Here is an 18,982-nt window from a genome sequence, read left to right as displayed (position 1 = left end):
CTAATGCAAACCTTATCCGGCATTTTGGCACGATCTGATCATGTCCAGTTGCGGTTGGTACTCTTGTGTCTGGATGTTGAACATGCCCAAAACCGTATGGAAAAGATTGTCTTGCGACACTTTCTCACTCGCAGCCTGCTGGCGTAAACAGGACTCATTAATGTGGAACGCCGACGCATAGCCGGGTGACATCCACATCAGCAGTGGGATGTGCGTCTGCTGTGAAGGGGCAAACAGATAGGGCGCACCGTGTAGATACATACCATGTTCACCCAATGATTCACCGTGATCCGAGAGATAGACCAATGCGACGTTAAAGCGGTCGCTTAATGCTTTGAGTTTATCAATGGTGCGGCTCACCATATCGTCGGTATACAGCAAAGAGTTGTCATAGGTGTTTACCAGCGCCTGATGATCGCAATCCTGAATCTGGTTGCTGTCGCAGGTAGGCGTGAAGCGACGAAATTCTGCCGGATAGCGCTGATAATAGGCCGGGCCATGGCTGCCCATTTGATGCAAAACGATTATCCCGTCATTGTGCAGACTGTCCACGTAGTGATCAAAACGATGCAGCAGAACATCATCCAGACAGAAACCATCGTGACAATATTGCGACAGATTCCACTGCGTCATATCCGTATGCGGCACGCGATCGCAGGCACCTTTACAACCGCCATCGTTTTCACGCCACAGCACGCTCACCCCGGCATGTGCCAGAATATCGAGTACGCCTTCCTGGTGATGGGCCAGATTGGCATCATAATGTTCACGCGGCATGTTAGAGAACATGCAGGGTACGGAGATGGCCGTTTCCGTGCCACACGAACTGGCATCGGGATAGTAGATAACCTGCTGCTTTTTCAGCTCAGGGTTGGTTTCACGCGCATAGCCGCCAAGAGAAAAGTTCTCAGCACGTCCGGTTTCGCCTACCACCAATACCACCAGCGTTTTCTTCGGTTCAGCCGCGATCAGCGGGCCTTTTTTGGCATCCTGGCCAATTTTGACCAGCGCCTGGCTGCCTTGCAGATAACGCTGATCGACGTAATGACCGGTGCCGCTGACGATATTGGCTGGGGTGATCATCTTCACCAGCCCTTTATTGTTACGAATGAGCGAGGCGTAATCTTTGTAGAACAGCACCGCCATCAGCAGAATCAGCAGAATGGCGCCCAACGCCCCGGCCAAACGTTGCAGCAGGCTCCACCACCAGCGTTGTCCGGTTTTAATCCGCACCATGCAGATGGCGGCGACGGGCACCAACCCCATCAAAATCATCCACACCACGTAGCTGCTGCTGATCAGCGCACCGGCCTCCTGAGCATCCGATTCAAACACGTTTTCAATCATGTTGGTGTCGATCACCGTGCCGAAACTGTGCATAAAGTAGTTAGCGGCGGCGCTGACCAGCACCAATAGAATCAGCAGCGGCTTGCGCGCATAGGGCCATGCCAGCAGTGAGAAAATGAGATAGAAAGCCGAGGCCAAAACCACCGGAATGCTGGCCGCAAACAGATAATCGTGCAGGCGATCGTAAGGGATAATTTCCCATGCGCGTAGCAGAAACAGGGCGTTGAGCACGAAGGTAAAAAACAGGGCGGCAATCAGATTAAAACTGCTGGTATGGCACTGTAACTTGTTCGGGAATTTCATGAAAACTCAATGGCTGGATGGAATGTGACAATCGTATGAATACAACATGAGGAAAACCTTAACGCTTATTAAACAGTACCCAACCAAAGGTTTCTGCGCTGGCTTCAATGGTAAATATCCGTTTCCGTGGCAATAGCTGGATGAAATGTGGGCGAACTGCGTATACGCTTTGCACAATGTCACTATGCTGTTATCAATATGAAGTTTGTTGTTAAACCGGAGTGGATGTGGCCGAGCAATTAGAGTTCTTCCCTGTTCCCAGCCCGTGTCGCGGCATTTGCCAGAGTGACGCACGGGGCTACTGTCGTGGCTGCCTGCGAAGCCGTGAGGAGCGTTTTAACTGGATGAAGTTTACCGATGCGCAAAAACGCGATGTGCTACGGCTTTGTCGCCAGCGTTGGTTGCGCCTGCACCGACAACAAAAAGTCGATGAAAATCATGATCCGGAACAACCCTCCCTGTTTTAAGAAAACGATGATTTGCCTTTCCGTTATACTCCCAGATTCGCTTTCGTGTTCAAGGGAGTTAACCGATGTTACAACCGCAAACTATCGCCCCGCAGGGACCTCAATTCTCACCGTTGATCGTTGGATACTGGCGTCTGCTGGAGTGGGGCATGACGCCGCAGCAGTTGGTCGCTTTTATCGAGCATCATCTGTCTTTGGGCATCACCACGGTCGATCACGCTGATATCTATGGTAACTATGGTTGTGAAGCCGCCTTTGGTGATGCGCTGCGCCTGGCGCCCGGGCTGCGTGAAAAACTGCAGATTGTCACCAAGTGCGGCATTGCGACGCGTGCTAAGCCTGAACATAAAATCGGCCATTACATCACCGAGGCCAGCCACATCTTGCACAGCGCAGAAAATTCGCTGCGTTACTTCAACACCGATTATCTCGATCTGCTGCTGATCCATCGTCCGGACCCATTAATGGATGCAGATGAAATTGCCGAAGCCTTTATGGCACTGCATCAGAGCGGCAAAGTGCGTCATTTTGGGGTATCAAACTTTACCGCCTCCCAGTTCACGCTGTTGCAATCACGTTTGCCGTTCAGCCTGGTCACTAACCAACTGGAAATCTCGCCATTGGAGCAATCAACGTTGCTCGATGGCACGCTCGATCAATGCCAGCAGGTGCGTATCCGCCCAATGGCCTGGTCATGTTTAGGGGGCGGGCGCCTGTTTAACGATGCGCAATATCAGCCGCTGCGTGATGAGCTTGAGCGGGTAAAACAGGAAATCGGCGCGAGTAGCATCGAACAGGTGGTGTATGCGTGGGTGATGAAATTGCCAAGCCGGCCATTGCCCATCATCGGATCGGGTAAAACCACGCGCGTCAGCGAAGCGGCAGGTGCTGGCCAACTCACGCTTGACCGTCAGCAGTGGTTCCGCATTCGCAAAGCGGCGCTCGGTTTTGATGTGCCCTGAAGCGTAAAACTACGTCAAATTACGGCAGCATGGTCCATTCCGGTCCAGGCTTACAAAGCATTTCAACCGTAAGGAGACGTTATGAAGAAAATCCTCATCGCCACGCTGGCGTTGGTTTGTGCCGCTGGGGCACAGGCCGCCTCTGAAGAGGTGACCTTGCATGAGGTCACCGCACAGGGTATCGGGGCAGCCATTGGTAAAGTCACTATCAGTGAAACGCCGTATGGTTTGCAGTTTGCTCCCGCGCTGACGGGCCTTAAACCGGGTATCCACGGTTTCCATGTGCATGCCAAAGGCAGCTGTGAGCCAGGGCAATCGGATGGCAAAACCGTTGCGGCCGGCGCAGCGGGTGGGCACCTGGATCCACAAAATACCGGTAAACATCTTGGACCTTACGCCGATGGCCATTTGGGCGATCTGCCTGCCCTGTATGTCACTGATGATGGCAAGGCCGATTATCCCGTGGTTGCGCCACGAATTAAATCGCTGAGCGAAGTCAAAGGTAAGGCATTGATGGTCCATGTGGGGGGCGATAATCATGCTGACCATCCACAACCGTTAGGCGGAGGCGGTGCCCGATTTGCCTGCGGCGTGATTTAACGTTCTGGACGGCAGGCCATCTGCCGTCTGCCTCTTTTCAATGCCGGAAAAATTCTGACCCACTTTCCCGCTTCACTCCGCGCGATATCCGTCCTAGGATGTTGATTCAGGAATAGAACCTCTCAGGGGCAGGAATGAAAACGCGTGGGATTTTGCTGTTATGTGTATTACTCGCGGGATGTGATCAACCCAACGAAACACAGTTGAGATTAGATACCAGCCGCCAGTTACAGCGCACCATTGACACCAACCCATTGCGTGCAAGTTGCGAAGATATCGCCCGCGGTCGGGAATGGCTGACCCCGCACACGCTTGAGCGTTTACAGGCGCAGGGTTGTCAGAATGTGTTGCGCAGTGCCACTGAAACCAATTTCCTGCACACCGAATTTTTTCATCGTTCGTTAACCACCGTGTGTGGCTCAATCCGCGGAAAAAGCTTCACCGGTACGTTTCTCGATCGTCGCTTTATCTATTCGTATGAAGAGCGATACCTGGTGATTGAGCCGATGACCGAGCAAGATAAAACCCGTTTTGAAGGGCACAAAACCTTGCAGCAGCTGCAGGACGATTTTAACCGTCAGACCACGCAGTATTGCCAGTAATCAATCCGGCACTGCCTGACTCAGTTGCGCCAATGAGCAGCGCAGACGCCATAAAATGCCCGCCAGTGTATTGGCCTCGCTATCAGGCTGCTGCTCAAGTTGCGCAATCATACCCTCCAGCTCATCGAGTGTGGCCTGCAACGAGGTGTGGCGCACGCCGCGCAGGCTCATAATCCGTTGTAAATCCTGCAAGCTACTATCGCGCATTTGCGCCAGAGTGCCTGAAGCGGGTTGCCATTCGCGTAATTGCCAAACGATGTGAGAACAGTTGAGCAGTACCACGCCCCAGCGCAGCAGCCAGACACGCGCCTGTTCATCACGACTATTGCTCAACTGACTGATGTGATGATAAATCTGCGATTCAAAGTGGCTTTCGCTCCGGCGGGGATGTCGTCGCAGCTGGTCCAGAAACGCATCACGTAACGCGCGAATATGCCGACGGCTGCGGCGTGCATCGGAGCTGGGACGCAGTATCTGAAAAGCCATCCATGCCAGCAGTACGCCACACACTTTTGCCAGGTTATCGTTGAGGAAGCTTTGATAATCCCAGTCTGGCGGATTGGTGACGGCAATAAAGGAACCCATAAAAACAATAAATTGCCCCCACATTCCCGCGCGTTTTTTCTGCTGTAGCTTAAACAGTTGCAAGGTCATCAGCAGCGGAAACAGCACCAGCAGAAATTGCCACAGAGCGCTGATCTGCACCATCAACCCGTATTGTAATAAAAAACTGAACAGCGACAGCCACAACAGGGTTTTCAGCAGCAGTGATACGCTGCCGCTGGGAGAGGGTGCGGAAGAGTAGAGCACGCAGGCAATGGCCGTCAGCGTTAACGCTGCCGCGCCTGCATCCCATTGCGTGCCAATCCAGAATGCACAGCCCAGCATGATGACGCTGAAAGTGCGCAACGCACTCCAGCCGGCCTCGGCGCTGTCACTTTCACGTGCCAGTGAGGGCACTTTGGGGGGTTGAAAGCGTGTATCGGCATCAGCGCGTTCAATCAAACGTATCCAGCGATTGACGTTGAGGTAAACCCAACAGAAGTAGCGCAGACGCTGAACAAAGGCGCGCTGACGATAATCGCCGATGGCTTCTGGTGTCACGCTGCGCAATATCCGCGCCAGGCGATATTTATCACACTGCGGTAATGCCAGTTCATGTAACAACTGCTGAATGGCGGTGTAGAGTTCCGGGGGCGCGTCCGGCCAGTTAAGCAGCATGCGGCGCAGACTGGAGAGGACACTGGTCAACCGTAACTGTTGGTGCAAAACGTAATTAAGCACGTTGTTCTGACGGCGATAGCGGTAGTGGCTCCAGAATGCCTGAATACGCAATAGGTTCATGGTAAGAATCTGGCTGATGACATTCTCATGTGCGGTGCGTACGTTGTCAGTACTGCTTTGCTGCAACAGTAACACCGCATGATCGAGCAGACGGGCGTGCATTTGCCGCAGTGAAGTCATCAAGGTGTTGCCATCTGATGTACTGGGCAACACCATCATCATCAGCCCGGCACAAAGAATCCCTGAAATCACCTCGCAAACGCGCGCCTGAGTGATATCCCACAACTGGGTGACATCGGTAATGTTCACGCTGCTGAAGGCGATAATTGCAGCCGTGTACCCGGCCAGTGAGAAGGCGTACGCGACGTTGTTTTGATAGTGGTTGGCGATCCAGGTACAAAACGCCAGCCAGCCGGCCATGAAAAAGGCAAACAACCAGGGCTCGTTGAGCGTATGCCCGGCAATCAGCAGTGCGGCGGTGGCACCGAGCAGGCTGCCCACAATTCGGCCCAGACTTTTACTGATCGCCCCGCCCACGGTCGGGAAACTCACCACGGCAGCGGATGTCATCGCCCAATAAGGTTCATCCAGTTGCAGCGCGTACGCGATCGTCAGTGCCAGGCACATCGCAATCGCATTACGCAAGGCATAACGCCATTGGCCGCCGGTTGCTTTAATCCACGGCAGATTTTGCCAGGCCAGCCATTGCAAATTCATGACGGCCTCAATGCGCGATGGAAATCGTGCAGGTGGTACCCGCCACCAGCGGAACATCATCCGGTATGGCCGCTAATCGAATGCGCACCGGCACGCGCTGGGCCAGACGCACCCACGGCACATTGGGTTTAATGTCCGGTACTAATCCGCTGTCCGTCGCAACGCTCTGATCGTAGATGGCGCGCCCGATGCTCTCGACTTTGCCCTGTAAGCGAGCACCGTTGCTGTAGAGCACGATTTGCGCGTCTGCGCCGGGCTGAATGTGACGCAGTTTGGTCTCTTCGAAGTAGCCCATCACATAGTAGGAGTGACTATCCACCAATGCGAACAGTGGCGTTCCGGCGGTGGCGTAGTTACCGGGACGCAGCGTCAGGTTGCTGATCCAACCGTCGGTGGGCGCGGTCAGGGTGGTTTGTTGCAGATTCCAGCGCGCCTGATCCAGACTCGCCTGCGCAGCTTTAGCGGTGGCTGCGGCGGCGTTCGCCGTCAGTCGCGCCGCGTCCATATCTTCTGCTGAGATCACATTACGTGGCAGGCTGGCACGGCGATTGGCCTCATGTTGAGCTTTAGCCAAATCGGATTGGGCCTTCGCCAACTGGGCATCCGCATTATCGAGGGCGATTTGCCAGGGAACGGGATCAATCTTCAGTAAGGTGTCACCTTTATGTACAAACTGGTTGTCTTGTACCTTTAGATCAATGATGCGTCCTGAGACTTCAGGAGTGATATCCACCAGCTCCGCGCGTACTTTGCCATCACGCGTCCACGGTGATTGCATGTAGTAGTTCCACATCCACCAGCCGGCAATCAGGGCCAGGGCAAACACCACCAACGTTGAAAAATATTTAAAAGGGTTGAATTTCATGGTGATTTATCCGAGGCTCAGTATCCACAGTGCGCCCGTGACGCACAAAACAAACAGGGAAAGATCCATCAAGGTGGGATGCCAGATGTCGCCGGAATACATCCAGCCGCGCAGCAAGGGGTGAATCAGTAACCAGAAAAAGAATCCCAGCAGCACAGCTTTAAACAGCGGCGGAAAGAACAGCGAGGCACCGAATACCAGGTCGGTTAGCGGAGCAGTGGTGGAAAGTGCGGTAATGGACACGTGTCTTCATCCTTCATTGTCCCAGGTTCTCTCTCAAACTAGCGTAGAAGAGAGCGTGCCGTCTGGCCTGGGATTTGTAATTTGTCCTGTAAACTCGCAGAATAGTGTAAAATCTGGCTTGATAGCTAGCAAGCTAATTATAAGGAGATGAAATGGATACGCCCCTCGGTACAGACCTGTCTCGGCTGGTACGCATCTGGCGTGCCTTGATTGACCAGCGTTTGAAGCCGCTTGAGTTGACACAAACGCATTGGGTGACGTTACACAATATTCATCAACTTCCGCCAGAGCAGTCGCAAATCCAGCTGGCAAAAGCCATTGGTATTGAACAACCTTCATTAGTGCGTACGCTGGATCAGTTGGAAGAGAAGGGATTAATTACGCGTGCCACCTGCGCTAACGACCGTCGTGCCAAACGCATTAAGCTGACGAAGCAGGCCGAGCCGATTATCGAGCAGGTTGAAAATGTGATTGATGCTACCCGCGATGACATCCTTTCAGGCATCAGCCTCGAAGAGATTAATCAAATGGTCACGCTGATTGCTCGACTGGAAAAAAACATTCTCGAGTTCCAGAACCGCGAGAAATAAAAAAACCGACGCGCTGGCGTCGGTTTTTTTTATCTGTTCGCTTAGCGTGGTGAAACGGTCACCTGGCTGCCATTCGACGCCATGACGACGCGCTGACCCACTGAGTAACGGGTTGCGGCCTGTTTCTGCACCACCATGATGGTGTTGCCATCGTCTTTACGGATTTCCAGCTCAACACCGTCAGACTTGTTGACCGCACCCTGCACGCCCTGGCCTGCTACGCCGCCGAGTACTGCACCACCTGCCGTAGCCAGACTACGACCGGTACCGCCACCAATGGTGTTACCGAGGAAACCACCCAGTACCGCACCACCAATCGCGCCAATCACGTTATTTTCATCGCCACCCTGGATTTTAACCGGGCGAACCGACACCAGAGTACCGTATGAGACACTTTGTACTTGTTTGGCTTCATTGGCGCTATACACATCACCGGAAAGGGTGTCATTGCTGACACAACCTGCCAGCGTCAGGCCGGTCAGTGCCACGGCTACAAAACGCTTAATCATCAGAAAGCTCCTTAATGCAAAAAAACGCCATGTTCTCGTCCTCTACAGCAAGAGTATAAGACAGAAAGCTGGCAATTGACTCTATGTCCAAATAATACGCGGCTGAGGCGAAGGATAGACCATTGCCCCTCAACAAAAATTCAATTTCGTGCTGAAAATATTTTATCGCTGAAATGCCGTGTGCTGTGCGGTTGAAAAGCGGAATTTTATCATAGAATTAGCCGCTGATATTTGCCAGGCTAAACAGAATCGTATTGCAGACTCGCGCGTGGGTAAGGAACCGCTATGAAATCAGGACGCTATATTGGTGTGATGTCCGGCACCAGCCTCGATGGGGTAGATGTCGTACTGGCGGTCATTGATGAGCACATGGTGGCGCAGCAGGCCAGCTATTGCCACCCGATGCCGCAGGAAATTCGTCAACAAGTGCTGGCAATCTGTCAGGGTCAATCGCTGACCCTGTCGCAACTGGGTCAGTTGGATACCCGACTAGGCAAACTGTTTGCAGAAGCGGTGTTAACGCTGATGCAGCAGCAATCGCTGGAAGCCAATGACATCATGGCCATCGGTTGCCATGGGCAGACCGTGTGGCATGAGCCGCAAAGCGACGCCCCGAATACGCTACAGATTGGGGACAGCAATCAAATCGCCGCAGCCACGGGAATTACCGTGGTGGCCGATTTTCGTCGTCGCGACATGGCCTTAGGCGGACAAGGCGCTCCACTGGTTCCCGCGTTCCATCAGGCGCTGCTGATGGACAGCGTTGAACGGCGTATGGTGCTCAACATTGGCGGTATTGCCAATCTGTCATTGTTGATTCCCGGCCAGCCGGTGCGTGGGTTTGATACCGGGCCTGGCAATATGCTGATTGATGCCTGGATTTGGCGCCATCAGGGCTTGCCCTATGATAAAGATGCCAGCTGGGCGCGCAGTGGTCAGGTCGTACCTGCACTGCTGGATGAAATGCTTAACGATCCCTGGTTCGCGCTACCGCCACCGAAAAGTACCGGTCGTGAATATTTCAATCTCGGCTGGGTTGAACGTCAATTGCAGCGTTTCCCGGCGCTGGCACCGCAGGATGTGCAGGCCACACTCAGTGAACTCACCGCCCTGACCATTGCCCAGCAAGTTCAGCTCAATGATGGCTGCGATCGCCTGCTGGTGTGTGGTGGCGGCAGTCGCAACCCATTGCTGATGGCACGGCTGGCGGCGCATTTGCCGGGAACAGAAGTGGGGACGACGGATGACGCCGGGATCAGTGGTGATGATATGGAAGCGTTGGCCTTCGCCTGGCTGGCGTTTCGCACCTTGTCCGGTTTGCCAGGCAATTTGCCTGCCGTCACCGGTGCACGGGAAATGAGTGTATTGGGTGCCATTTATCCGGCGAATGCCCGATTGACACGTTAAGGAGTGAAAGATGAAAAAAATCGTTATCCTGTTGAGCTGTGTCGTCACGATGAGTGGCTGCGGCATGATGCACAAAGAGCAGCCGACACCACAGACATTGCGCTATCAGTGCGGCACGTTACCGTTAACGGTGACACTGGACAATCCGAAGCAGCAGGTTAGCTTTATTCTGGATGGTAAACCGCTCACCTTAACCCAAACCGTATCGGCCTCGGGCGCGCGTTACAGCGACGGCACTTATGTCTTCTGGTCTAAAGGCAATGGCGCTTTTGTTGAGCGTAATGACAAAATCGTGATTAATGACTGTGAATTGCAAAATGCGGATGCGTCCGCCCAGTAACGAAGAGAATCAGCATGAGCGACAGTGACAGCTTGCAAAACATTGCCCATTTACGTCGTGAGTACACGCGCGGCGGGCTTAGACGTAACGATCTGCCAGACAATCCGCTGGCGTTGTTTGAACATTGGCTCAAGCAGGCGTGCGATGCCCAACTGCCCGATCCAACAGCAATGACCGTCGCCACCGTTGACAGCAGCGGCCAGCCTTATCAGCGTATTGTGTTGCTGAAACATTACGATGAACAAGGCATGGTGTTTTACACCAATCTGGGCAGCCGCAAAGCGCTGCAGCTGGCGGACAATCCGCGCATCTCGCTGCATTTCCCATGGCACTTCCTTGAACGCCAGGTGATGGTGTTAGGGGAAGTGGAAAAACTGTCGCCACTGGAAGTGCTGAAATACTTCAGCAGCCGCCCACGTGATAGCCAGATCGGCGCCTGGGTGTCGAAGCAGTCGAGCCGAATTTCGGCGCGCGGCGTGCTGGAAGGCAAATTCCTCGAGCTGAAGCAGAAATTCCAGCAGGGTGAAGTGCCTTTACCCAGTTTCTGGGGCGGATATCGCGTTAAATTCCACACCGTGGAGTTCTGGCAGGGCGGCGAACATCGCCTGCACGATCGCTTCCTCTACCAACGTGAAGGCAACGGCTGGACGATTGACCGTTTAGCGCCGTAAAACTGCGTTTTATCCCCTATCAACGCTGGCGCAGTTGGCGTCAGCGCTTTATGCTATAGCCCTCATTTTTTTCGTATCCGCATCTCAGCGGAAAGCTGTGTACCAGCCTAGGTGCAGTCTGATCAATTTGGAGTCAGTGATGACCAGCAGTAACCTGATACAACAATTGCAAGAAAGGGGCTTAGTCGCCCAGGTAACGGACGAGGAAGCGTTAGCAGAGCGACTGGCGCAAGGGCCAATTGCACTCTATTGCGGCTTCGATCCGACCGCTGATAGCTTGCATTTGGGCCATCTGGTGCCGCTGCTCTGCCTGAAACGTTTTCAGGACGCCGGACACAAGCCGGTCGCGCTGGTGGGTGGTGCCACCGGTCTGATTGGCGATCCCAGCTTTAAAGCAGCAGAACGTAAACTCAACACCGCTGATACCGTGGGCGAATGGGTTGAAAAGATCCGCAACCAGGTTGCGCCTTTCCTCAGCTTCGACTGCGGCGATAATAGTGCTATCGCAGCGAACAACTACGACTGGTTTGGCGGCATGAACGTGCTGACCTTCCTGCGTGATATCGGTAAGCACTTCTCGGTGAACCAGATGATCAACCGCGAAGCGGTGAAACAGCGTCTGAACCGTGAAGATCAGGGTATTTCTTACACCGAATTCTCCTACAACCTGCTGCAGGGTTACGACTTTGCGGAACTGAACAAGCGTCACGATGTGGTGCTGCAGATTGGCGGTTCCGACCAGTGGGGCAACATCACGTCAGGTATCGATCTGACGCGCCGTCTGCATCAGCAGCAGGCATGGGGCTTGACCGTTCCGCTGATCACCAAATCTGATGGCACCAAATTCGGTAAAACCGAAGGTGGCGCAGTGTGGCTCGATGCGAAGAAAACCAGCCCATACAAGTTCTACCAGTTCTGGATCAACACCGCCGATGCTGACGTCTATCGCTTCCTGAAGTTCTTCACCTTTATGAGCATTGAAGAGATCAATGCGCTGGAAGAAGAAGACAAGAACAGCGGTAAAGCGCCACGCGCGCAGTATGTGCTGGCAGAACAGGTGACGCGTCTGGTGCACGGTGAAGCCGGTCTGACAGCCGCTAAGCGTATTACCGACAGCCTGTTCTCCGGCAGCCTGACCGAGATGACTGAAGCGGACTTCGAACAGCTGGCGCAGGACGGTATGCCGGTGATCAATCTGAATGCAGAAGATGACCTGCAACAGGCGTTGGTGGCGGCAGAGCTGGTGCCTTCGCGCGGTCAGGCTCGTACCATGATCGGTTCCAACGCCGTTTCTCTCAACGGTGAAAAACAATCTGACGCCGAGTATCGTTTCAGCGACAGCGACAAACTGTTTGGTCGCTTCACGCTGTTGCGTCGCGGTAAAAAACACTACTGCCTGATTAACTGGCAGTAAGGTTCGAGGGCCGGTTTCCGGCCCTTTTTTATGGCAAGGCAGTACAGGGCAATAATGAAAAATATCCTCGCAATCCAATCACATGTGGTTTACGGCCACGCCGGTAACAGCGCCGCCGAATTCCCGATGCGTCGTATGGGCGCAAACGTTTGGCCGTTGAACACCGTACAGTTCTCCAATCACACGCAATATGGTCACTGGACCGGCACTGTGATGCCTGCCACGCATCTCACCGACATCGTCAAAGGCATTGCGGCGATTGACCGTCTGAAGACCTGTGATGCGGTGCTGAGCGGTTATTTAGGGTCTGCGGAGCAGGGCGAGCAGATTCTGGAGATCGTGCGTCAGGTGAAAGCCGCCAACCCGAACGCCTGGTTCTTCTGCGATCCGGTGATGGGCCATCCCGAGAAGGGCTGCATCGTGGCGCCTGGCGTTGCGGAATTCCATTGCAAGATGGCAATGCCGGCCAGCGATATCATCGCACCGAATCTGCTGGAGCTGGAAATGCTCAGTGGCCATGAAGTGGCAAATGTAGAGCAGGCGGTAGTGGCGGCACGCGCGTTAGTGGCGCAAGGGCCGAAAGTGGTGCTGGTGAAGCATCTGGCGCGTGCTGGTCGTCGCAGCGATCGGTTTGAAATGCTACTGGTCACCGCTGATGAGTGCTGGCACATCAGCCGTCCGCTGGTGGACTTTGGCGTCCGTCAGCCGGTGGGCGTGGGCGATTTGACCAGTGGTTTACTGCTGGTCGATCTGTTGCACGGCAAATCGTTGCAGGATGCGCTGGAGCACGTTACCGCAGCGGTTTATGAAGTGATGCTGAAAACCCATGAGATGGGCGAGTACGAGTTGCAACTGGTCGCGGCACAGGACGCGATTGCGCAACCGACTCAGCACTTTGCCGCCGAGAAGCTGTAAAGCGTACACCGCACAGATCAAGCGGGAGACCATCCGGTTGCCTGCTGACAGCATGAATAACAGGCGCACAGGGTGCGCCTGTCTATTGTTAAACCAAACCTTCCGCTTTCAACGCCGCTTGCACCGCTGGACGTTCTGCCACACGGTTGAACCAGGCTTCCAGCGCGGCTAACCCGCTCAGATCCAGCTTGATGGCTTTTGCCCAACGTGTAACCACAAACAGATAGACATCGGCCACGGTATAACGCAGACCCATCAACCACTGCTTGTCTTGCAGCGCTTCATTCACAACCTGATATTTCTTCTCTAACTGTGCACGCACAATCGCTTTGTACTCTTCCGGGGTATCCGGACGGAACAGCGGTGAGAAGGTTTTATGCAGTTCACTGCTGACAAAGCTCAGCCATTCAATGGTGTGGTAGCGCGTCAGGCTGCCGGTGGGTGCCAGCAGATTGCGGTCTGGCTTCAAATCCGCCAGATACTGCACAATAGCAACGCCTTCGGTTAACAAACTGCCGTCATCAAATTGCAGCGCAGGAACCTGTCCTTTGGGGTTAATCTGCCAGTAATCGTCTCCCTGCTCGGTGACCTTTTTCTGCAGGTCAACATTGACCTGGGTAAAGTCCAACCCGCATTCACGCGCAACAATATGCGGTGACAGCGAACAGGCACCGGGCTTGCAATAGAGTTTCATCATGGCTTCTCCTGGAAGTGTGGTTGTGATCGAAACAGCATAAAACTGCTAAATAAAAATACCAGTGACAGTGATCAGGAATTCGGCGCTGCCTTTGGCTTATCTGCAACAAAGCAGGGTAGCGAAGGCAGCTGTTCAAGCGCAAATTCCCAGAACTGTCGTACTTTCGGCGTCATATTTTTCACCCGCTGAGTCACCAGTTGCACCGGTAGCGGTGCAGGTTCCCACTCGGGTAATAAGTGGATCAGTCTGCCCTCGCGCAGATCTCCCAGCACCTGATATGACAGCAAACGGCCAATCCCCTGGCCGCCGCGCAGCGTTTCCAGCTGGCTTTCAATGTCGTTGACCCGCAATCGCGGCAGGATCCGCACGCGCAAGTCCTGGGCAAAGCGCCATTCTCGCGTGTGCCGCAGGCTGGTGATCACTGCATGCTGAGTGAGTTCACTGGGATGTGAGGGGGCCCCGGCGCGATGTAAATAATCGGGACTGGCCACCAGGGTAGAACGTACGCTGCCCACCTTACGTGCCACCATCGAGGAATCCTGCAGTTCGCCAATGCGCAGGGCGATATCCAGGCCATTTTCAATTAAATCCTGATAGCTGTCGCTCAACACCACTTCAATCTGCATCTCGGGATGTTGCTGTAAGAAGGCATTCACCAGCGGCATGATGTGAAGGCGGCCGAATGGCACGGGGGCGGTAATGCGCAGGAGTCCTTGTAAGCCGCTGTGATGCGCGCTGTCCAGTGCGCTGTGGTAATCACTTAATAACTGTCGCGCCTGTTCGAACAGGCGCCAGCCCGCTTCTGTGGGGGCCAGCTGTCGTGTCGTGCGCTCTATCAGGGTTGTGCCGAGACGGGATTCAAGTGCGCTTAATGTGCGGGTAATCACCGGTGGGGATCGCTGTAACAGACGTGCGGCGCCCGCCAGGCTGCCTTGCTGAATCACTGCGACAAACACCTGAAGTTCTTCGAATCGATCCATGACGATGACCGCTTGCTTAACAAGAAGCCGTCATCATGCGGGTTATGGGATGAAAAGCGAAGCACTGACCGCAGGAAACGTTAAAGCGAGGGAAAGAAATGCGTTACAGGAAATAAAAAAGCCGGGCGTTGGCCCGGCTTCGTGACATCACATCCATTACTGATTCGCGTTGGCGCTTTTCAGTTCAGGCTGTGTAGCATCATTCTGCGTCATGCGGTTGAGCAGTGGCGCGGTGATCAGCATCAGGATGGCGATCACACCGGTAGCAATACCAATCTGCTGGAACACATGGCTGTAAACCTCCAGCGAAGTATGCGGATCGGTCACATCATTTGGCACGGCCATCAGATTAGCCACTTTACCGGCAATCATTGCGGCACCCGCCGTGGTCAGGAACCACGAGCCCATGATGAAGCCCATCAGACGCTGTGGGACTAACTGTGCCACCATCGCCAGGCCGAGACCGGAAATCATCAATTCGCCCACGCTCTGCAGTGCATAGCTGATGATCAACCAGTTCACCGAAACAATACCGGCATCGTTAGCGAATTTGGCACCAAACGGCAGCACCAGGAAGGCAGCAGAGCAGAGCACCATACCAATCGCGAACTTATGCGGCATCGGCAGTTTGTCGCCCAGCTTGTTATAAACCGCCGCCAGAATCGGGCTGGCCAGCATGATCCAGAACGGGTTCAGCGCCTGGAACTGTTCAGGTTCGAAGGTAATGCCCAGAATGGCATGCTCAACGTTACGAATGGCGAAGAAGTTGAGTGAAGTCGGCATCTGCATGTACAGCACGAAGAACACAATCGCTTCGAGCATTAACAGGAAGGCGACGATCATCTTACGGCGAGCCGCACCCTGCAGCGCAAAGGCTTCTTTCGCGAACACCAGCACGATGCCAATGGCAATCACGCCCAGCGCCATACGTGCAATGCTTTGGTGATGCAACAGCCAGGCCGCAATGGCAACCAGCGCCACCACACCTACCAGCGTCATCAGCAGTTTGCTGACGTTCAGTGGAGCAAAGTCCGGTTTAGAACCGTAGTTTTTCACCAGGCGCTGGCAGAACAGGAAATTCAGTAAGGTAATCACCAGACCCACCACGGAGAGCGAGAACGCTGCGCCCCAGCCGTAATGTGCAGCCAACCACGGTGTCAGCATCATTGAGAACAGAGAACCGATGTTGATCGACATATAGAACATGGTGAATGCACCATCGATGCGCGGATCATCTTTCTCGTAGCAGGTAGACAACAAAGAAGAAGGGTTGGCTTTGAACAAGCCACTACCCACGGCAATGGTCGCCATACCTACATACACCATCGCGGTATCATGGCCTGAGAAGGCGATCAGCGCATAGCCGAGTGCCAGCACGATAACGCCGAGCACAATCACACGTTTGGTGCCCAAGACTTTATCGCCCAGCCAGCCGCCAATCGCGACCATGCCGTAAACCAGGGCGCTGAACGAGGTGAACAGGGTAATAGAGTCCGCTTCGGACATCCCCAACTGTTTCACCAGGTAAACGGCCATGATGGCTTGCAGACCGTAGTAGCCGAAACGCTCCCACAGTTCGATGGAGAAGATTAGATAAAACGCTTTCGGCTGTTTGAACGCGTTGAGGCTTACTGCCTCGTCAGTGTGTTTGTTTGCAGTTGACACTTGTACCTCAGTTTATACATAGCCTGTTTTGCGACAGGAATTAAGTCTGCGTCGGGCTGAGTAATCCCGCGCAACATTGTTATTAGAAAGGAAAAACGGCGCCTAATTTGGCTGAATCAGACCAACAGGGCAAGCATTTTTTGCACGCTGAAATACTTGTAACAGGTAGGGTTAATGCCGTTATAAAAAGTTGTAAATCAGTGTTAAATATTGCTGTGTGGCATTATATCAGAATAAACGTGTTAGCTGGAGATCCTTTGGATCATTTTCCTGATATAAACCGCTTAAGGTCTGTTTTGCAGGATATAACGCTGTATATGATAATTTATGCCAAAATAAAGACCGCATATGCGCATTTACTAAGCACAATTGCTTGATTGTTGAGCGTAATAGGCTGGCTAAAGTTTCCAGATGGCTAATTTGTTGATCCTGCGCACAAAATTACGATTTAATTAAAACCGTAAAAGAAGTAAACGATTGCGTGGTCAACATCCGTCGAGTTAATCACCATAAAGAAGAACATTTAACCGTATAAAAAGCAGGTATTAACCTAAATGCGCGTTAACGAAAGTGAGTGATACCTCGCTAAAATGCGCTTAGACAGCTCTGGATGTTTGCTGTAACCTCGTTTTTTCCCTGAAAGGACGTAACCATGACGCAGTCAGTTCGTGTCGCCCTTGTTGGCGATTACCGTGCCAATGCCGTTGCACATCAAGCCATTCCTCCTGCTGTTCAGTTTGCCGCAAAATCTCTCTCGCTCGACGTCACCGCCGACTGGATCGCCACTCCAGACATCAATCAACATCACTGGAACGATTACGATGCCATTTGGGTGGTGCCGGGCAGCCCGTATCTCAACGACGAAGGTGTCTTTGCAACGATCCGCTGGGCGCGTGAACACCACAAACCGTTCCTCGGTTCATGTGGCGGTTTTCAGTATGCGGTGGTGGAGTACGCCCGTAACGTGCTGGGCTGGGAAGATGCAGGGCATGCGGAAACCGATGAAGGTGGACGCTGGGTGATTGCCCCACTGGCCTGTTCGCTGGTGGAACAGCGTGGCACGGTGACTTTCGAACCCGGCTCAAGGATTGCGCAAGCTTACGGCGCGGTGGAGAGTGATGAGGGGTATCACTGTAATTTCGGCGTGAACCCGGAATTCAGTGACGCGCTGGCGACCCATAATCTGAAGATTACGTCGTGGGATTTGGATCGGGACGTGCGCGGTGTTGAACTGACCGATCACCCGTTCTTTGTCGCAACGCTGTTCCAGTCAGAACGGGCGGCGCTGCAAAATCGACTATCACCGCTGGTGGTTGCCTGGCTGCAGGCTGCGGCAAAATAATCGATTGAACAGAGAGGCTGCATAGCCTCTCTTCACCGGTCCAGACACAGCATAGGCTTGCGTGACCGCCCTGACTGGTGATAACTCTCGATGGCCGCGCGCCACTCGCTCAACGGGAAAATCTCCACTTCGCCACATTCGCTGTTGCGCAGCAGCGGCCAGAGCGCTAAGAAAAGCTGCTGCCACTGCGCCGCGCCAATATCGCCCAGGGTGTGCCGCACATGAAACCAGTGCAGCGCCGGACGGTTGGCATTCACTTTTACCGGCGTGCCGCTTAACACACCGTAAGCCACAAAGTGTGCGTGCTCAGGTAGTGCTTGCCAGATGAGCTGTCCCACATCGCCACCCACCGCATCAAAAACGATATCTGTTTGTGCACTCACCGCTTTCAGTGTTTCCTGCGCAGTATCCTGCAACACAGTCAGGCCCAGGGCATGCAGCCTTTCTGCATGTGCAGAAGCGCGATACACCACCACAACCTGATGTGCACCGTGCAGTTGAGCCCACTGAGCCAGCAAAAGTGCGCAGGCGGATCCACCCGCCGTGATCAGTACGTTTTTACCGCTGACCGGCCATTGCCGCAACATCAGCAAAGCGGCAAGCGGATTGATATAGGCGCGAGCCGCCAGCGTGCTGGGGATGTCCTCTGGCACCGGAATAGCGAGCTGCGGATCGATATCCACATAATGTTGCCAGCAGCCGACGCCGCGCAGCGGCAGCACACGTTGGCCAACCCGATGTTGAAAAGAGGGGGGCGCGGCGATCACCGTACCCACACCTTCGTAACCGGCCACCTGTGGCGGCGCGACACGGTGACGATAAGCACCGGTTATAGGGATCAGGTCAGACGCGTTAATCGGCGCATAGTGCATTTGTACACGCAACAAGTCAGCGGGACGTGGGGCTAAAGGGGAAGATTCCAGCGTCAGTACATCAATAGGATCGCCAAACTGCCGATACCACAGCGCAAGATTGCGATCGATCATCGGCATAGGCTCAGACTGGGGTTTTGGCGTCAAATTGGAATGGTGAAGTCCCAAATAACCATTATTTAATGTCATG

20 protein-coding genes are annotated in these 18,982 nt (G+C 53.8%); 11 read left to right on the top strand and 9 right to left on the bottom strand.

The genetic code is table 11. The annotated features are described in order from the left end of the window. Positions 1 to 12 precede the first annotated feature (12 nt). Complete coding sequence (gene eptA, locus ACCW76_RS01595) at positions 13 to 1,650, bottom strand: phosphoethanolamine transferase EptA (protein ID WP_045834203.1); 1,638 nt, start codon at positions 1,648 to 1,650, stop codon at positions 13 to 15. Between the two features lie 227 nt (positions 1,651 to 1,877). On the opposite strand from eptA, the gene ACCW76_RS01590 reads away from it, so the two are divergent. The 4 genes from ACCW76_RS01590 (at position 1,878) to ACCW76_RS01575 (ending at position 4,281) form a co-directional block, all read left to right on the top strand. Next, positions 1,878 to 2,117, top strand: coding sequence for a DUF1289 domain-containing protein (locus tag ACCW76_RS01590; RefSeq protein ID WP_034821614.1), 240 nt, complete (start codon positions 1,878 to 1,880; stop codon positions 2,115 to 2,117). 65 nt (positions 2,118 to 2,182) lie between these two features. Continuing rightward, the gene (locus ACCW76_RS01585; RefSeq protein ID WP_436337563.1) at positions 2,183 to 3,079 is read left to right on the top strand and encodes an aldo/keto reductase; all 897 of its coding nucleotides are present in this window, start codon (positions 2,183 to 2,185) and stop codon (positions 3,077 to 3,079) included. 81 nt (positions 3,080 to 3,160) lie between these two features. Next, positions 3,161 to 3,679, top strand: coding sequence for a superoxide dismutase family protein (sodC, locus tag ACCW76_RS01580; protein ID WP_034821608.1), 519 nt, complete (start codon positions 3,161 to 3,163; stop codon positions 3,677 to 3,679). A 134-nt stretch (positions 3,680 to 3,813) separates the two neighbouring features. Continuing rightward, positions 3,814 to 4,281: a hypothetical protein gene (locus ACCW76_RS01575; RefSeq protein WP_038647270.1), complete on the top strand. Its 468-nt coding sequence runs from the start codon at positions 3,814 to 3,816 to the stop codon at positions 4,279 to 4,281. Here ACCW76_RS01575 and ACCW76_RS01570 read toward each other — a convergent pair whose 3' ends face one another. From ACCW76_RS01570 to ACCW76_RS01560, 3 genes are read right to left on the bottom strand one after another with little or no spacing between them, the layout of a single operon-like run. Beyond that, the gene (locus ACCW76_RS01570; protein ID WP_436337562.1) at positions 4,282 to 6,282 is read right to left on the bottom strand and encodes an FUSC family protein; all 2,001 of its coding nucleotides are present in this window, start codon (positions 6,280 to 6,282) and stop codon (positions 4,282 to 4,284) included. It abuts the gene before it with no gap. A gap of 7 nt (positions 6,283 to 6,289) precedes the next feature. Beyond that, on the bottom strand, positions 6,290 to 7,147 hold the full coding sequence (locus ACCW76_RS01565) for an efflux RND transporter periplasmic adaptor subunit (RefSeq protein ID WP_038647266.1): 858 nt from the start codon (positions 7,145 to 7,147) through the stop codon (positions 6,290 to 6,292). Positions 7,148 to 7,153: 6 nt separating this feature from the next. After that, positions 7,154 to 7,390, bottom strand: a complete 237-nt coding sequence (locus ACCW76_RS01560) for a DUF1656 domain-containing protein (RefSeq protein WP_436337561.1) — start codon at positions 7,388 to 7,390, stop codon at positions 7,154 to 7,156. Positions 7,391 to 7,542: 152 nt separating this feature from the next. Between ACCW76_RS01560 and slyA the strand changes: the two genes are divergently transcribed. Then, positions 7,543 to 7,980, top strand: a complete 438-nt coding sequence (slyA, locus tag ACCW76_RS01555) for a transcriptional regulator SlyA (protein WP_034821588.1) — start codon at positions 7,543 to 7,545, stop codon at positions 7,978 to 7,980. A 41-nt stretch (positions 7,981 to 8,021) separates the two neighbouring features. Here the strand turns inward: slyA and slyB are convergent, their stop codons facing one another. Then, on the bottom strand, positions 8,022 to 8,489 hold the full coding sequence (gene slyB, locus ACCW76_RS01550) for an outer membrane lipoprotein SlyB (protein ID WP_034821586.1): 468 nt from the start codon (positions 8,487 to 8,489) through the stop codon (positions 8,022 to 8,024). 285 nt (positions 8,490 to 8,774) lie between these two features. On the opposite strand from slyB, the gene anmK reads away from it, so the two are divergent. From anmK to pdxY, 5 genes are all read left to right on the top strand, one after another. Next, positions 8,775 to 9,896: an anhydro-N-acetylmuramic acid kinase gene (gene anmK / locus ACCW76_RS01545; RefSeq protein WP_436337560.1), complete on the top strand. Its 1,122-nt coding sequence runs from the start codon at positions 8,775 to 8,777 to the stop codon at positions 9,894 to 9,896. A gap of 10 nt (positions 9,897 to 9,906) precedes the next feature. Next, on the top strand, positions 9,907 to 10,236 hold the full coding sequence (locus tag ACCW76_RS01540) for an MliC family protein (protein WP_038647260.1): 330 nt from the start codon (positions 9,907 to 9,909) through the stop codon (positions 10,234 to 10,236). Between the two features lie 14 nt (positions 10,237 to 10,250). Continuing rightward, positions 10,251 to 10,907 (top strand): pyridoxamine 5'-phosphate oxidase, encoded by a 657-nt coding sequence (gene pdxH, locus ACCW76_RS01535; RefSeq protein WP_045834198.1) that lies wholly within the window; start codon positions 10,251 to 10,253, stop codon positions 10,905 to 10,907. A gap of 139 nt (positions 10,908 to 11,046) precedes the next feature. Further along, the gene (gene tyrS / locus ACCW76_RS01530; protein ID WP_045813988.1) at positions 11,047 to 12,321 is read left to right on the top strand and encodes a tyrosine--tRNA ligase; all 1,275 of its coding nucleotides are present in this window, start codon (positions 11,047 to 11,049) and stop codon (positions 12,319 to 12,321) included. A 54-nt stretch (positions 12,322 to 12,375) separates the two neighbouring features. Beyond that, complete coding sequence (gene pdxY, locus ACCW76_RS01525; protein ID WP_045813989.1) at positions 12,376 to 13,236, top strand: pyridoxal kinase PdxY; 861 nt, start codon at positions 12,376 to 12,378, stop codon at positions 13,234 to 13,236. Positions 13,237 to 13,324: 88 nt separating this feature from the next. Here the strand turns inward: pdxY and gstA are convergent, their stop codons facing one another. The 3 genes from gstA to dtpA all read right to left on the bottom strand — a co-directional run bounded on the left by gstA (position 13,325) and on the right by dtpA (position 16,578). Then, the gene (gene gstA / locus ACCW76_RS01520; protein WP_197079560.1) at positions 13,325 to 13,930 is read right to left on the bottom strand and encodes a glutathione transferase GstA; all 606 of its coding nucleotides are present in this window, start codon (positions 13,928 to 13,930) and stop codon (positions 13,325 to 13,327) included. A gap of 74 nt (positions 13,931 to 14,004) precedes the next feature. Continuing rightward, positions 14,005 to 14,913 (bottom strand): LysR family transcriptional regulator, encoded by a 909-nt coding sequence (locus tag ACCW76_RS01515; RefSeq protein ID WP_436337559.1) that lies wholly within the window; start codon positions 14,911 to 14,913, stop codon positions 14,005 to 14,007. Positions 14,914 to 15,069: 156 nt separating this feature from the next. Then, on the bottom strand, positions 15,070 to 16,578 hold the full coding sequence (gene dtpA / locus ACCW76_RS01510; protein WP_436337558.1) for a dipeptide/tripeptide permease DtpA: 1,509 nt from the start codon (positions 16,576 to 16,578) through the stop codon (positions 15,070 to 15,072). 652 nt (positions 16,579 to 17,230) lie between these two features. Here dtpA and ACCW76_RS01505 point away from each other — a divergent pair. Continuing rightward, positions 17,231 to 17,920 (top strand): CTP synthase C-terminal region-related (seleno)protein, encoded by a 690-nt coding sequence (locus ACCW76_RS01505; RefSeq protein WP_436337557.1) that lies wholly within the window; start codon positions 17,231 to 17,233, stop codon positions 17,918 to 17,920. A 32-nt stretch (positions 17,921 to 17,952) separates the two neighbouring features. On the opposite strand, the gene ACCW76_RS01500 is transcribed toward ACCW76_RS01505, so the two are convergent. Continuing rightward, the gene (locus ACCW76_RS01500) at positions 17,953 to 18,981 is read right to left on the bottom strand and encodes a zinc-dependent alcohol dehydrogenase family protein (RefSeq protein WP_436337556.1); all 1,029 of its coding nucleotides are present in this window, start codon (positions 18,979 to 18,981) and stop codon (positions 17,953 to 17,955) included. Between the last annotated feature and the right edge of the window lies 1 nt (position 18,982).

This window comes from Pantoea sp. C8B4 (genome assembly GCF_051336905.1).
GTDB lineage: Bacteria > Pseudomonadota > Gammaproteobacteria > Enterobacterales > Enterobacteriaceae > Pantoea > Pantoea rwandensis_B.
Note: the sequence above shows the minus strand (reverse complement) of the source record. Positions and strands in the feature narration are given on the sequence as shown.